The sequence below is a fragment of the Delftia sp. WSY_22 genome, from assembly GCF_043104185.1.
GTDB lineage: Bacteria > Pseudomonadota > Gammaproteobacteria > Burkholderiales > Burkholderiaceae_C > Comamonas > Comamonas tsuruhatensis.
Genome location: NZ_JBICKN010000027.1, coordinates 137,686 through 152,064, shown reverse-complemented (window position 1 = coordinate 152,064; position 14,379 = coordinate 137,686). Strand labels below are relative to the sequence as shown.

At 71.0% G+C, this 14,379-nt stretch carries 10 protein-coding genes; 4 read left to right on the top strand and 6 right to left on the bottom strand.

Annotation, left to right across the window (positions count from 1 at the left end; translation table 11 throughout):
• The first annotated feature begins 379 nt into the window (after positions 1–379).
• The 3 genes from ACF8NF_RS14880 (at position 380) to ACF8NF_RS14870 (ending at position 7,614) form a co-directional block, all read left to right on the top strand.
• The gene (locus tag ACF8NF_RS14880) at positions 380–3,541 is read left to right on the top strand and encodes a hypothetical protein (protein WP_392450785.1); all 3,162 of its coding nucleotides are present in this window, start codon (positions 380–382) and stop codon (positions 3,539–3,541) included.
• A gap of 31 nt (positions 3,542–3,572) precedes the next feature.
• Complete coding sequence (locus ACF8NF_RS14875) at positions 3,573–5,303, top strand: SWIM zinc finger family protein (RefSeq protein ID WP_209801371.1); 1,731 nt, start codon at positions 3,573–3,575, stop codon at positions 5,301–5,303.
• A 307-nt stretch (positions 5,304–5,610) separates the two neighbouring features.
• Positions 5,611–7,614, top strand: a complete 2,004-nt coding sequence (locus tag ACF8NF_RS14870) for a reverse transcriptase domain-containing protein (protein ID WP_209801368.1) — start codon at positions 5,611–5,613, stop codon at positions 7,612–7,614.
• Between the two features lie 3 nt (positions 7,615–7,617).
• Here ACF8NF_RS14870 and ACF8NF_RS14865 read toward each other — a convergent pair whose 3' ends face one another.
• Both ACF8NF_RS14865 and ACF8NF_RS14860 read right to left on the bottom strand, forming a co-directional pair.
• A complete protein-coding gene (locus ACF8NF_RS14865) occupies positions 7,618–8,430 on the bottom strand; it encodes a helix-turn-helix domain-containing protein (protein WP_016447389.1) in 813 nt (270 codons plus the stop codon).
• 31 nt (positions 8,431–8,461) lie between these two features.
• On the bottom strand, positions 8,462–8,845 hold the full coding sequence (locus ACF8NF_RS14860) for a hypothetical protein (protein ID WP_016447388.1): 384 nt from the start codon (positions 8,843–8,845) through the stop codon (positions 8,462–8,464).
• Positions 8,846–9,069: 224 nt separating this feature from the next.
• Between ACF8NF_RS14860 and soxR the strand changes: the two genes are divergently transcribed.
• On the top strand, positions 9,070–9,573 hold the full coding sequence (gene soxR / locus ACF8NF_RS14855) for a redox-sensitive transcriptional activator SoxR (RefSeq protein WP_012202096.1): 504 nt from the start codon (positions 9,070–9,072) through the stop codon (positions 9,571–9,573).
• On the opposite strand, the gene hutG is transcribed toward soxR, so the two are convergent.
• The 4 genes from hutG to ACF8NF_RS14835 are packed head-to-tail and all read right to left on the bottom strand — an operon-like array spanning position 9,574 to position 14,378.
• Entirely contained in the window at positions 9,574–10,395 is an 822-nt protein-coding gene (gene hutG, locus ACF8NF_RS14850; protein WP_209801366.1) for an N-formylglutamate deformylase, read from the bottom strand.
• A 55-nt stretch (positions 10,396–10,450) separates the two neighbouring features.
• Positions 10,451–11,851, bottom strand: coding sequence for a formimidoylglutamate deiminase (locus ACF8NF_RS14845; protein WP_209801364.1), 1,401 nt, complete (start codon positions 11,849–11,851; stop codon positions 10,451–10,453).
• Entirely contained in the window at positions 11,848–12,993 is a 1,146-nt protein-coding gene (locus tag ACF8NF_RS14840; RefSeq protein ID WP_209801362.1) for a histidinol-phosphate transaminase, read from the bottom strand. The genes ACF8NF_RS14845 and ACF8NF_RS14840 overlap by 4 nt, the downstream gene beginning before the upstream one ends.
• Entirely contained in the window at positions 12,990–14,378 is a 1,389-nt protein-coding gene (locus ACF8NF_RS14835) for an FAD-binding oxidoreductase (RefSeq protein WP_209801360.1), read from the bottom strand. Before ACF8NF_RS14835 ends, ACF8NF_RS14840 begins: the two co-directional genes overlap by 4 nt.
• Position 14,379 lies beyond the last annotated feature (1 nt).

The following is a 14,379-nucleotide window of genomic DNA, read 5'->3' as shown; positions in this document are numbered from 1 at the left end:
AGGCCCTGCTGCCGGGGTCGGTGCAGGGCCGGAAAAAGGGGGGCTGTACCGCAGGTTCTGAAGGCCTTGCCGGCGGCTGCTCACAATGGGTTGCATTCTTCAAGTTCAAGTGAACTTGAAGTCAAGATCCAGCCACAAAGACACCACGAAAATTGAGGACGGTTTGCCAGGGGAATCAATGGCCGGATCGGACAAGCGCAGCGGCCATCGGTACTGCGGCGGGCACGCGGCGGGCGGCGCCCGCAGGGCATCGAGGCACTACACTGCGATGCCATCTGACCCTGCGTTGGCCAGCGGGAAACGACGGCCGCGAACACTTTGCGGCCCCGGTTGTTCCCGCCAGCCAACCCCATATGGAAAAGCACTGGATGCCTGCCGCATGAACCTGCTTGCTCAAGCCGTACTGTCCCGCCCGCAGGGACGCAATGAACGCATCAGCACCGTGACGTTGGTGGCCCTGGACCCGCAGGGGCGCGACGCGGCGGCGCGCCATGTCGTGACCTTGCAGGTCACGCAATGGAAGGCCGGCGTCGTCGCGCAGGTCGATGACAGCACGCTGACCCCGTTGCCGCTGGCACTGGAGCCTGCACGCCAGCGCGCACTGGCCTATCTGCGCCAGCGCCTGGCGGCCGGCGATGTGCTGCAGTCCCAGCAAGGTTTTGCCGAGCTGGATGGCGTGCAAGCCTTGCCCTTGGCTGGCCACGCCCAGGAACCGGCGCCGCAGCCGCCACAGCTGCCGGAGTCGCCCGTGCAGGCCGCCGCCATACCGGCCCTGTGCCGGCGCCTGGACGGCAATGCCTGGCGGCTGATGCCCGCAGGCCAGCAGGCGCGCCTGGTGTGGCGCCTGGCGGAATATGCGGATGCCGCGCGCGGCGGCGGCGCCCAGCGCCTGCTGCATGCGCAGGTGCCGCGCCTGGTGGCCCTGCTGGGCACGGGCGACGACCTGCTCGACTACTGCCTGGCCTATCTGGTGGGCCGCCTGGGCGATGGCGGCGCGGCGGTGGCCATGCAGGCGCTGTCGCAGCGCGGCGCCAGCGAGGCCACGCGCGACCTGGCGCACCAGGCCTGGCTGGCGCTGCTCGCGCCGCAGGAGCGCCAGGCGGCGCTGCAGGAGCACCGGCATCAGTGGGAGCAGTGGGTACAAGGGGAGCAAGGGGCACAGGGGGAACAAGAGACACGCACCGCCCCGCCGGAGGACGGCCCGCAGGCGCAGCAGGCCGTGTTCAACGCCCTCACGCCCCAGGCGCTGCTGGCGGCCGATACGCTGGGCGCGCACGATGGCGCCGTCCACCGGCAGCTGCTGGCCTGGATGGAGCGCATCCCTTTCACACGCCCCTGGTGGCCTGCCATACGGCGCATCCACAAGCGTGCCGAGTGGCGGCGCGACCACGCCCTGCTGGCCGTGCTGCATGCCCGCTTCGATGGCCCGCGCGACGAGGGTGCCGTCTTCAGCCGCGACACCTCCCTGTACCTGCGCCTGCGCGGCTGGCGCCAGCTGCGGCGCATGGTCTCGGCCGGGCACAGCGAAGGCGCCGCGCAGGCCACGGCCCTGCTCCAGGCCATGGACCGCCGCTGCGCGGGCCAGGCTGCCTCGCGCTCCGGCCGCCTGCCCGAATCGCGCTGGCTGCTTGCCGCCCGGCTGCTGCTGCCGCGCTGGCCGCAGCTGCATGCCTCGGCACGCGCCCATGGCTGGTACACCGACAAGCCGCTGGACCTGCAGCAGCTGCCCGCGCAGCGCGTGGAAGGGCTATCGGCCATGTGGGACGCCCACCCCGGGCAACTGCTGCAACTGGTGGGCCGTTCGCAGTCCACGCTGCTGCTGTGGTCGCTCACGCGCGCCCTGCAGGACCAGAAGGCCTTTCTGGACAGCCTGGATGCAGCGGCCGCCGCGCCGCTGCTGCACCAAACCTATGCGCCCGCCGCCGCCTTGGGCCTGGAGATTGCCCAGCAGCGCATGGTCGCTCTGACCGACGATGCGGCGCGCCGCCCCTGGCTGCTGGCGCTTGCGCAATGCGGCGAGGGGCCGGCCGCCCGCTACCTGGGCGCCTGGCTGTCGCGCGACCGCGCAGCCGCCGCGCGCGATGCCGAGCTGGTGGCGGCCCTGCTGCTGTCGCCCGCCGCCAGCTCGCGCACGCAGGCACTGGCCCTGCTGCTCTATGCCGATGGCGCCGCCGTGGCCCTGGCCCTGCTGGCGGCGCTGCCCACGCTGGATGCGGACGGCGCTGCGCTGGCCGACATCCGCGATGCGGTGCAGGCCCTCTTCGCGGACAAGGCACCGCTGGTCGCGCACGCGCCCGGCGTTCCGGCCCCGCCGCTGCACCACCTGCTGACGCATTCGGTGACGGCACTGGTGGAGATGGCGACCGCCTGGCTGCTGGTCCACCCGCAAGGCCTGCGCACCCTGCCTGCGGCGGCGCTGCGCGGGCTGCTGGAATCCGAGGAACCTGCGCGCATGGCCTGCGGCATACGGCTCATGGGCAGCCTGGCCGACGATCTGCTGTGCGAGCAGGCCGACATGCTGGCCGGGTTCGCGGTATCGCCCCATGCCGCCTTGCGCGCAGCGGCCGCGCCCCTGGTCGAGCGCCTGGCCGGCACCCCTCTGTACAACGCGCGCTGCAACGCCCAGATCGCCGAACGCCTGCACGAGGTGCTGTTCCGTGCGGAAAAGGCCGAAGGCGTCCACGACGCGGCGCTGCGCCTGCTCACCGGCCCGCTGGCCGCCGTGGCCCCGGCCCGCGATGCCTCGGGCATCTGGCGCGCCCTGCAGGCCCAGGCCACGGGTGCGCAACGCTACGGCGCCTGGGGCCTGAAGGCGCTGGACATCCAGGCCTACACCCTGCGCCAGTGGTCCACGCTGGCGCGGCATGCCGATGCCGATGTGCGCGCACTGAGCCGCCAGAGCATCGACACGCGCCTCACGCCCATGGAACAGACCCGGCCCGAGCAGGCGGAACAGCTGCTGCCGCTGGCCGACGCCCTGTTCGCCGACACCCAGCAGTACGCACGCGAGATGTTCGGCCAGCGGCTGCCGGCCAATGCGCTCACGCCCGAGCTGCTGATCGGCTGGGTGGACCATCCCCAGTCCTGGGTACAGGCCCTGGGCCGCCAGCGGCTCGAGCAGCACATGAGCGCGCCCGAGGCCAGCCTCTACCTCGCGCGCCTGGCCCAGCACCCGGCCCCCGGCGTGCAGCTGTTCGTCACGCAATGGCTGCTGGCCCTGCCCGACGAGCCCGCACCGCAGCGCGCGGCGCGCCTGCAGGAGCTGCAGCCCTACTTCCTGGCCGTGCTCAGCCAGGTGCACCGCGCGCGCGCCAGCAAGACGCGCGTGCTGCATTTCCTGCGCGGCCAGGTCGATGCGCCCGAGACTGCGGCCGTGGTCGCGGCCATCTTCGCGCGGCAGGTGGTCAGCGCCAGCCAGGCCGACCAGCCCGACTATGTGGCCGGGCTGCGCGACATCGTGCAGCGCCATCCCCATCTGGCGCAAAGCTTCATGCAGCCCCTGGCGGCGGAGCGGCGCGGCCAGGCCCCGTCTTCCACCTGAGCGCCTGTTCACAGCACGGAGTCGAACGGACATGGAATTTCGCTATCAGTACTACGGCAGCACGCAGGTCAGCGACACGGCCACGCAACAGGCGTTTTCCTTCGCGCCCGACCTGCTGCGGCCTCCCACGCGCTTCGACGGCCTGCTCCGGCGCGACGGCCCGGCCTTCCTGCAGGTGCGCGAAGGCCTCAGCGCGCTGCACAGCGTGGTGGTCAGCGACATGCGTACGCGCGGCCGCGACAAGACGGCCTACCGCGAATGGCTGCAGGAGCATGAGTCCCAGCTGCTGGCCGGCTTCATGGCCGACACCGGCGGCGCCCAGGCGCGCGCCAAGGAAATCAGCGCCGAACTCAAGGACCTGCGCGAGACCCGCAACCAGGTGCTCTCCCCCTTCTACAAGGCCCAGCGCAAGTACTTCGACTGGCTGTTCGTGGCCAACCGCGATGTCTGGTATGTGCTGGACCCCGTGATCACCGTGCACCCGGACCGGCTGCTGTTCGAGGCCTTCAGCCAGGACGAGTCCAGCTACTGCGCGGTCAGCATCCGGCACGAGGCCTTCGAGCATGCGGGCGAGCGCATCTGCGGCACCACCAACATCGACTACTCGGCCAGCCTCTACGAAGAATTCCAGAAGATCCGCAGCTACCGGGACACGCGGCTGACGCTGGACCCGGCGGGCTTTGCCGTGCAGGTGGGCGCCGATCCGGCACTGCGCGAGGAAAAGATCGACCTGCCCGACAGCTGGCTGCGCGGCTTCGTGCAGGTCTCCAGCGCCATGGCCCTGCCCGCCACCGTGGTGGAACTGCACCCCATGGACCTGTTCAACATCTGCGCGCGGCTGCGTGCCCGGCGCGAGCGCCATGGCCCGCGCGCGCTGCGCTTCGAGCTGACGCCGGGGCAGCCGCCCGCCGTGGTGTTCGAGCCCTGGGAGGAACGCCTGGCCACCCGGCGCTCGCACGTCGTCAGCGATGCCTTGGGCACGGGCGGCGGCACCATCCGCCTGTGGGGGCGCCGGCGCCTGCTCACGCTGGAACGGCTGATCCCGCAGGCCACGCGCGTGCGCGTGCACCTGCTGGGCAGCGGCATGCCCAGCTTCTGGGTGGTGGAGCTGGGCCAGGTCACGGTCACGCTGGGCCTGTCGGGCTGGAGCGCCAACGACTGGGCCGCCAGCGCGCGCTTTCACCTGATGGCGCCGCAGGCCGAGGTCACGCCCGCCCAGGTCGAGGCCGTGGGCCGGCAACTGCAGTCGTGCTGGCAGGCCGGCGCGCAGGAACTGGCCCAGGCCACGGGCCTGGCCCCGGCCCAGGTGCACACGGCCATGACGCGCTGGATGCAGGCCGGGCGCGCGGTCTACGACCTGGACGCCGGGCGCTACGCCTGGCGCGAGCTGCTGCGCGAGCCGCTGACGGCGCAGCAATTGCAGCCCGTCAACCCCGAGGAGGACAAGGCGCTGGCCCTGGTGCGCGGCAAGGCCATTGCCCCGCCGCGCATCGACCGCAAGGACGGCTTCAGCCGCATCACCGGCCAGATACCGCGCGCCGACGGCAAGCGCCTGTTCGACACCCAGCTCGAACTCAACGCGGACGAGCGCCTGACCGATGCGCGCTGCAGCTGCAACCACTACCAGCAGCACCGGCTGCGCCAGGGGCCCTGCGAGCACATGATTGCGCTGCGCCTGGTGGCGCAGGCCCAGCTCGATGCCGCACGCCAGCCGGCAGGCCCGCAGCAGGCGGCCGCAGCAGGACAAGGAGAAATCGCGTGAACCGCCTCAATTGCTCTACACTGCCACGCGGAGCGACGCGCAGGCTCTTGCAACCCGGGTGGTGTTTCGCCACCCTTGTGAACTGCCGTTTCATGCACCACGGGCGCCGTTTTCACTGTGCCACCCCAGCGACGGTATGCGTTTTCCTGAGTGGCTTGCCACAAGCGAAACACGCATACCGTCGCGGGGTGGCGTCGAGCGAACAGCTCCCGTCCCGTGAGCCCTGCGGGCTCTTCGACGAGAAGCGCGTCGCTCCATTTCTTTGCCCACCGCACAGCGGCCGGGCCCGCCTTGCCGGGGTGGCCGCATGAGCCAGCCGCAACCCACCCGCGCCGAGATCTACGAGCGCATCAAGGCCTCCAGCAAACAGGAAGTCATCCTCGACGAGATGCAGCGCCTGGGCTTCTGGCCCAAGGACGAGGGACAGCCGCAGCTGGCCGCCGCCCACATCCAGCGCGAAGGCGAGCTGCAGCGCGAGCTGGCCGAGCTGCGCCAGCAGATCGCCGTGCGCCAGAACCCCGAGCGCGCATTGCGCCAGATGCGCAAGGAGCGCATGCAAAAGGCGCTGGCCCAGCGCGAGGAAACCAAACGCCGCCAGGCCCAGGAACGCCATGACAAGGCGCTGGCCTGGCATGCCAGGCGGTCCACGCACGTGGGCTATCTGGGCCCCGGCGTCTCCGCGGCCCTGCAGGATGCCGCCCGGGATGGCACGGAGCGCAGGCAGGCCGATCCGCAGCGGCTCGCCCGGCATGGCCTGCCGCAGCTGGCCGATGCCGCCCAGCTGGCCCAGGCCATGGGCATCACGGTGGCCGAGCTGCGTTTCCTGGGCTTTCACCGCGAGGTGGCCCGCACCCACCACTACCACTCGTTCACCCTGCCCAAGAAGACCGGCGGCGAGCGGCTGATCTCCGCGCCCATGCCGCGCCTCAAGCGCGCGCAGTACTGGGTACTGGACAACATCCTCGCCAAGGTGCCCGCGCACGATGCCGCGCACGGCTTCCTGGCCGGCCGCTCCATCGTCAGCAATGCCGCGCCGCATGCGGGCCACGACGTGGTCATCAACCTGGATGTGAAGGACTTCTTTCCCAGCATTGCCTTCGGCCGCATCAAGGGCGTGTTCCGGCATCTGGGCTATGGCGAGGCCATGGCCACCCTCCTGGCCCTGCTGTGCAGCGAAAACCGCGCCCAGGCCTGGCAGGTGGATGGCGAGAAGCTCTTCGTTGGCGGCAAGGCGCGCGAGCGCGTGCTGCCCCAGGGCGCGCCCACCAGCCCCATGCTCACCAACCTGCTGTGCCGCCGCCTGGACCGCCGCCTGCTGGGCCTGGCCAGGCAGCTGGGCTTTGTGTACACGCGCTATGCGGACGACCTGACCTTCTCGGCCTCGGGCGAGGCCGCGCGCGACAACGTGGGGCGGCTGCTGGGCCGCGTGCGCTGGATACTGCGCGACGAAGGCTTCACGCCCCACCCCGACAAGGAGCGCGTGATGCGCAAGGGCCGCCGCCAGGAGGTCACGGGGCTGGTGGTGAACGCGGACAAGCCCGGCGTATCGCGCCAGACGCGCAGGCGCCTGCGCGCCGCCCTGCACCGCGCCACGCAGGCCGGGACAGGCCTGCCAGGCCAATCTGTCCAGCCTGCCCAGGCGCCCCACTGGCAAGGCCAGCCGGCCCATGCCTCGCAGTTGCTGGGAATGGCGCAGTTCGTCCACCAGATCGATCCCGTGCAGGGCGGGCCGCTGCTGGCACAGGCCCGGCAGCTCACGCGCAGCCCTGTGGACCGGGCGAACGACGCCCTGCTCGAGGCCAGCCGGCAGGACCGCGCCGCCGCGCGCGCCAAGCCCGCCGCAAACGCCACGTTCCGGCGCCTGGCAGCCGGCGGGCAGGCACCTGCGCTGGCCAGCGGCAAGCCATGGTGGCAGCCGGCCGCACCTGCAGCGCCCGTGCTGGAGAAGACCGATCAGCAGCGGCGCGAGCAGCGCCAGGAGGAACGGCAGGCCGCCCGGCAGGCGGCTGGCCCTGCCCCCGGCGCCGCAAGCACCCTGCCCGCGGCATCGACCTCTCCATCGCCATCGCCGGCCGCACCGGACCCAAATCCGCCCGCATCGAAAAGGCCGCCGATGGCCGGCCTGCTCACCTACTGGGCGCAGATCGTGATCTGCTTCCTGCTGGGCACCGTGTTCCAGGCCCGGCTGATCACGCTGATCGGCATCGTCCTGGTCGTCATCCTCAGGTACCGGCGCATCCAGCGCTGGGATGTCTTCGGGGCGGCGATGGTGGTGGCCGTGCTGGCCGGCCTGGGATTGCGGCTTTCGTAGCGATCAGCGCACCGCGCTGCGCAGTGCCAGAAAGCGGCGCGGCGAGGTGCCCACGGCCTTGCGGAACATGGTCACGAAGGCCGGTGCGCTTTCGTATCCCAGGGCATCGGCCACGGTCTGGATGCGCAGCCCCTGGGACAGCTGCTGCAGCGCGGTGAGCACATGCAGCTGGCGGCGCCACTGGTTGACGGTGAGGCCGGTCTCGGCCAGGAACAGCCGCGTCATGCTGCGCTCGCTCATGCCGATGCGCTGGGCCCAGTCGGCCAGCCGCGCCTGCAGCTGGGGCTGCTCGCACAGGGCGCCGGTCATGCGACGCAGGCGGCGGTCGCGCGGCAGGGGCAGGTGCAGGCCCTCGGGCTGCGCGTTCTGGATTTCATCGAGCAGGACCTGCATGAGCCGGCCATCGCCGCTGTCGGGCTCGTAGTCCTGCGGCAGGCCCTGCACGCGCTCCAGCAGGGCATGCAGAAAGGGCGAGACGGCCAGCGCATGGCAGGGGCCGGGCGCGGGGCGCGCCGCGCCGGATTCCACAAAGACGATATGGCCGCTGGCCGCACCGCTGCAGCTGACGCGGTGCAGCGTGCCGCCCGGAATCCAGGCGGCGCTGCGCGGCGGCACCACGCAGACTCCGGCCTCGGTTTCCAGCGTGATCAGGCCCGCATTGGTGACCATGAGCTGGCTCTTGCGGTGGGCATGGAAGTCCATTGCCCAGTCACCCGGGCCCGAGCGCATCGGCAGGACGATCACGGGACGGTCCACATGGTCGGGATCCCACCTCTCGGGCAGGACTTTGAGCAGGGCGGAATCCACGGCATTCATGGTGTTTCTCTCAGTTCATGTCAATCGGTCATCAATCGGACCCGAGCAGCTCCCGTGCACGCTGCTGCGCCTCCTCGGGGGAGGCCACCAGCAGCATGGGATAGCCCCAGGCCTTGCCGAACATCTGTGCGAAGGCCTCGGCCTCGGCGCGCTTGTGCGCATCGGGCTCGGCGTGGACAAGGGCGCGCACCAGGCTTTTGAGCTCGGGGCGGCGGGCCTTCATCCACAGCACGACCTGCTTGCGCTCCTCGGGCGAGCGCTCCTCCTGGGACATGTCGCCGTCGCTGAAGAAGACAAAGGCCTGGCCGCGGGCCAGCAGGGCCGAGAAGTCCTCCAGCAAGCGGTCCACGGGCACGGCCTTGTCGCGCTCGTAGCCCATGCGGACCAGGGGAAAGCTGCTGCTGTCGATGTACATGGAAACCTCCGGCCGATGCCATTCAATACAAATGAGACCCATTACTGTATGAATGAACGGCAGCTGCGTCATTGCAGCACTCGGCCAAAGAATTTCGCAGTCCGGCCAGGACGCCTGCAGGGGCGGTACAAGCCCCGGTTGCCCTGTTCCTGCGCTTTCGCTCAGAATGGCCGCATTCTTCGAGTTCAAGTGAACTTGAAGTCAAGCCACGAAGGAAAGCCACCATGAAAACCGAGGATGATCCGCTGCTCAGCATCGGCGACGTGGCGCAGCGCAGCGGGGTCAAGGCCTCGGCGCTGCGCTTTTACGAGTCGCTGAACCTGATCGAGTCCGTGCGCAGCGCCAGCGGCCACCGGCGCTACCACCGCTCGTCGCTGCGGCGCATCGCCTTCGTGGTGTTCGCCCAGCGCATAGGCTTCACGCTGGAGGAGATCGCCGAGCAGCTGGCCAAGCTACCCAGCCGCCATGTCCCCACGGGCGGGGACTGGCAGAAGATGTCGCGGGTCTGGAAGCAGCGGCTGGACGACCGCATAGGCGAGCTGCAGCGGCTCAGCGAGAGCCTGGACCAGTGCATTGGCTGCGGCTGCCTGTCGCTGCGCCACTGCGTGCTGCACAACCCCGGCGACCTGTGCGCACAGAACGGCCCCGGGCCGCGCCGCTGGCTGGGCGACCCGCCGCCCGTGGCCATGGGCGGGCCCTGCCCGGGCCACTGCCACGACGAAGGCTGATCAGGACACGCGCCGTGTCGTGACGAAGTCCAGCACCGCCTGCAGCATGCGCTGCAGCGTGGGCTGGATCTGTTCGGCGCGCTCGGGCAGGTAGTCGAAGGGCAGGGCTTCCTGCATGTAGCTGCACTGCGTCATCTCCAGCTGCACGGCGTGGATGCCGGCCTCGGGCTGGCCGTAGTGGCGCGTGATGTAGCCGCCCGTGAAGCGGCCGTTGAGTATGGCGGTATGGCCTGGCGCGGTCTGCGCAATGGCCAGCAGATGCTCGGCCAGTTCCAGCGCGCAGCTCGTGCCCTTGCCGGTGCCCAGGTTCAGGTCGGGCAGCTTGCCTTCGAAGAAACGCGGCAGCACCGAGCGGATGGAGTGCGCATCCCACAGCGCCACGGTGCCGTGCACGGCCTTGAGGCGGTCCAGCTCGGCGCGCAGCTGTGCGTGGTACGGGCCCCAGATGGCCTCGCGGCGCGCGGCGATCTCGGCGTCCGCGGGCACATCGGCCGGGTCGGCGTACAGCGGCGTGTCGTCGAAGGTGTCCACGGGGCACAGGCCGGTGACGCTCTGGCCCGGGTAGAGGCTGGCGCCATCGGGCGGACGGTTCAGGTCCACCACATAGCGCGAATGCGTGGCCACGAGGATGGAGGCGCCCATGGCCCTGGCGAACTCGTACAGGCGCGGCAGGTGCCAGTCGGTGTCGGGCACGTGGCGGGCTTCCTCGGTCAGGCGCGCGGCGATGTCGGGCGGCACATGGGTGCCCGCATGCGGCATGGAGATCAGCAGCGGCGCCGTGCCCTGGTGGAAGACGAAGGGAGGGGGAGCGGTATCGGTCATGGCGTGATTCTGGAACGTTTCTGGCGGTTTTGCGGGCCCATGGCATGCGGGGGCCTCAGGATTGCAGGGTGGCCGCGCGGGCCGCGACAAAGCCATGGGCTGCCGCCTCGTGCAGCGCATGCCGTCCGGCCTGCACGCGGCGCTCGCCGCCCACCCACAGGCTGTGCAGGGCGCTGCTGCGGTGGCTGCCGAAGACATGGGCCGAGACCATGGCCTGCACCGGCAGGCCGGCCAGCGCCACATGGTCTGCATCCAGCGCCAGGAAGTCGGCCTGCTGGCCCACGGCCAGCCCGGCCACGGGGCGGCCTGCGGCCCGGGCACCGCCCTGCACGGCAGCGGTCCACAGCGCGGTGCCCACCTGCGGGTCGGGGCCGGCCAGCACATTGCGCTGGCGCAGCGACAGGCGCTGGCTGTATTCGAGCATCAGCAGTTCCTCGGCCGCGTTGACGCAGGCATGGCTGTCCGAGCCCACGCCCCAGGCGCCGCCGTGGCCCAGCCATTGCGGCATGTCGAAGATGCCATCGCCCAGGTTGGCCTCGGTGGTGGGGCAGATGCCGGCCACGGCGCCGCTGCGCGCGGCGCCCGTGTATTCACCGGGCGTCATGTGGGTGGCGTGGACCAGGCACCAGCGTGCGTCCACGGAGGCATGCTCCAGCAGCCATTGCACGGGGCGCTGGCCGCTCCAGGCCAGGCAGTCGTCCACCTCCTGGGTCTGCTCGGCAATGTGGATGTGGATGGGCGCGCGCGCGTCCAGCGCCGTCAGGCCCTCCACGGCCACGCGCAGGCTGTCGGGCGGCACGGCGCGCAGCGAGTGGGGCGCCAGGCCCAGGGCCGCGCCTTGTGCGCGCGCCTCGGGCAGCAGGCGCTGCAGCAGGGCCAGCATGCTGTCGGTGCTGCGGATGAAGCGCGCCTGGTCGGCGCGCGGCGGCTTGCCGCCGAAGCCGCTGGTCTGGTAGAGCACGGGCAGCAGGGTGATGCCCATGCCGGCCTTGCGCGCGGCGCGCAGCAGGGCCAGGGACAGCGTGGCGTCGTCGGCATAGGGCCGGCCATCCCGGTCGTGGTGCACGTAGTGGAATTCGCAGACCGAGGTGTAGCCGGCCTCCAGCATCTCCACGTACAGCCAGGTGGCGATGGCTTCCAGCGACTCGGGCGTGATGCGCGCGGCAAAGCGGTACATGAGGTCGCGCCAGCTCCAGAAGCTGTCCTGGGCCTCGGCGCGGTATTCGGTCAGGCCCGCAAAGGCGCGCTGGAAGGCATGCGAGTGCAGGTTGGGCATGCCGGGCAGCACGGGGCCGGGCGCGCGCGGCGCGCTGCCGGGCGGGGCGTCGGCCTGTACGGCCTGCAGGCGCCCTGCGCCATCCCAGCGCAGCAGTACATTGCGCGCCCAGCCCGTGGGCAGCAGCGCATGCTCGGCGAACAGCGTGCGGCTGTCGGGTGTCGGGTCGATGCCGCTCATTGCACGGCCTCCAGGATCTCGGCCAGCGCGCGCACGAAGCGTTCGTTGTCGGCCTCGGTGCCCACGGAGACGCGGATGAAGTGCTCGAAGCCCGGCTCCTTCCAGGGCTTGACGATCAGGCCCCGGGCCAGCAGCGCCTCGTTCACGGGGCCGTTGGGGCGGCCGATGTCGATGAACAGGAAGTTGGCGGCCGAAGGCGCTATCCGAAGTGCGGGCAGGGCAGGCAGGGCGGCCAGCCGCTGCGCCAGCACATCGCGCAGGCGCACGGTCTCGGCCACGCCGCGCTGCATGAAGTCCTCGTCGCCCCAGGCCGCCAGCGCCGCCGCCTGGGCGGCCTGGTTGACGTTGAAGGGCGTGCGCACGCGGTCCAGCAGTTGCACCAGGGCCGCGTCGCTGGCCAGTCCGTAGCCCACGCGCAGGCCCGCCAGGCCCCAGGCCTTGGAGAAGGTGCGCAGCACGATCCAGGGCATGGCGCGGCCGCGCAGCAGGGCCAGCACGTCGGGGTAACCGTCGGCGTGCAGGGCGTACTCGTAGTAGGCCTCGTCCACCACCAGCAGGGTCTGCGGCGGTGTGGCGTCCAGCAGGCGCACGAAATCGCCGGCGCTGAACATGCAGCCCACGGGATTGGAGGGATTGGCCAGCATGGCGATCTTGGGGCCGCGCGCCAGCGCCTGGCACCAGGCATCGACATCGAAGCCCAGCGCGGGCGTCAGCTCCAGCAGCTCGACGCGGGCGCCCATCATGCGCGGGTAGATCTCGTGCAGGCCGAAGGCCGGGCGCTGGGTGAGCACGCGGTCGCCGGGCGAGAGAAACGCCTGGCACAGCATCTGCAGGATGTCTTCGGAGCCGTTGCCCACGGCAATGGCCTCGGCCGGCACGCCGGTACGCGCTGCGATGGCCGCGCGCAGCGCCGTGCATTGCGCATCGGGATAGGTGCCCACGTGCAGGGCCAGGTCGGCCAGGGCGCGGGCCACGGCGGGGCTGGCGCCAAAGGGGTTCTCGTTGCTCGCCAGCCGCGCGATCTCGGTGACGCCGTAGCGCGCCCGCACGGCCTCGGAGGACAGGCCTGCGTTGTAGGGCGGCAGCGGCGGCACTTCGGGGCGTGCCAGGGTGTGGATCGCGTGGAGGGCGGGAGCGTTCATAGGTCGAATACCTTGCCGGGGTTGAACAGATGCAGGGGGTCCAGCGCCTGCTTGATGGCGCGCATGACGGCCAGTTCGGCCGGGGTGCGGCTGGCGCCGAGATAGGGCTTCTTGTGCAGGCCGATGCCGTGCTCGGCCGAGACGCTGCCGCCGAACTCGCCGACCAGGTGGTACAGCGCGGCCTCGACGCCTTCGCAGTCGCCGTTGGCGGTGGCACCGTCCACCGAGACATGCAGGTTGCCGTCGCCCACATGGCCGAAGAACAGCGTGTGGTGGCCGGGCCAGCGCGCGTCGAACGCGGCGCGGCAGGCATCGGCGAAGCGGCCGATGTCGGCCTGGGGCAGGCTGACGTCGAAGTTCACGGGCGGATGCATGTTCGTGTTGAGCTCGGCCGGCGCCTCGCGCAGCTTCCACAGCTGGCGCGCCTGTGCCACGGATTGGGCGATGACGGCATCGGCCACCTCGCCGGCCTCCATGGCCTCGCCCAGGGCCTCTTCCACGTCGGCGCGCAACATGGCCTCGTCCTTGCCGTCCACATCGATCAGGGCCAGCAGCGCATGCGCCTGGCCAAACGGCGGCTGCAGCTTCTGCCAGCGGATGGAGGCCTGGATGAAGCTGTCCCACATCAGCTCGAAGGCCGCCACGCCGTTGCCAAAGCGCGATTGCATGCGCGCGAGCACGGACAGCGCCGCATCGAAGTCCGGCACGGCCACCAGGGCCGTGGCGCGGGCCTGGGGCGCGGGGCGCAGGCGCAGCAGCACGCGCGTGACGATGCCCAGCGTGCCCTCCGAGCCGATGAAGAACTGCTTGAGGTCGTAGCCCGTGTTGTTCTTGAGCATGGGGCGCAGCATGGGCAGCACCGTGCCGTCGGCCAGCACCACCTCCAGGCCCAGCACCTGCTCGCGCATCATGCCGTGCTGCAGCACGCCGTTGCCGCCCGCATTGGTGGCCACGTTGCCGCCGATCTGGCAGCTGCCGCGCGCGCCCAGGTCCACGCCGAAGACCATGCCTGCGGCCACGGCCGCCTCCTGCACGGCCTGCAGCGTGGCGCCGGCCTGCACGGTCATCAGCGCGGTGCGCGCGTTCACGTCCTCGATGGCATTCATGCGCTCCATGGAGACGGCCACGGCACCCGCCACGGGCACGGCCGCACCGGCCAGGCCCGTGAGCCCGCCCTGGGGCACGACAGGCACGCGGTGGGCCGTGCACAGGCGCATGAGCGCGCTGACCTCGTCGGTGCTGCGCGGGCGCACCAGGGCCAGCGGGCGCTGGGGCGGCGTGCCGCTCCAGTCGGTGTGGTAGCGCGCGGGCACATCGTCGCCGCGCTGCGCCACTTCGGCGCCCAGGGTGGAAATCAATTCATCGAGAAACAGTGCATGGGGCATG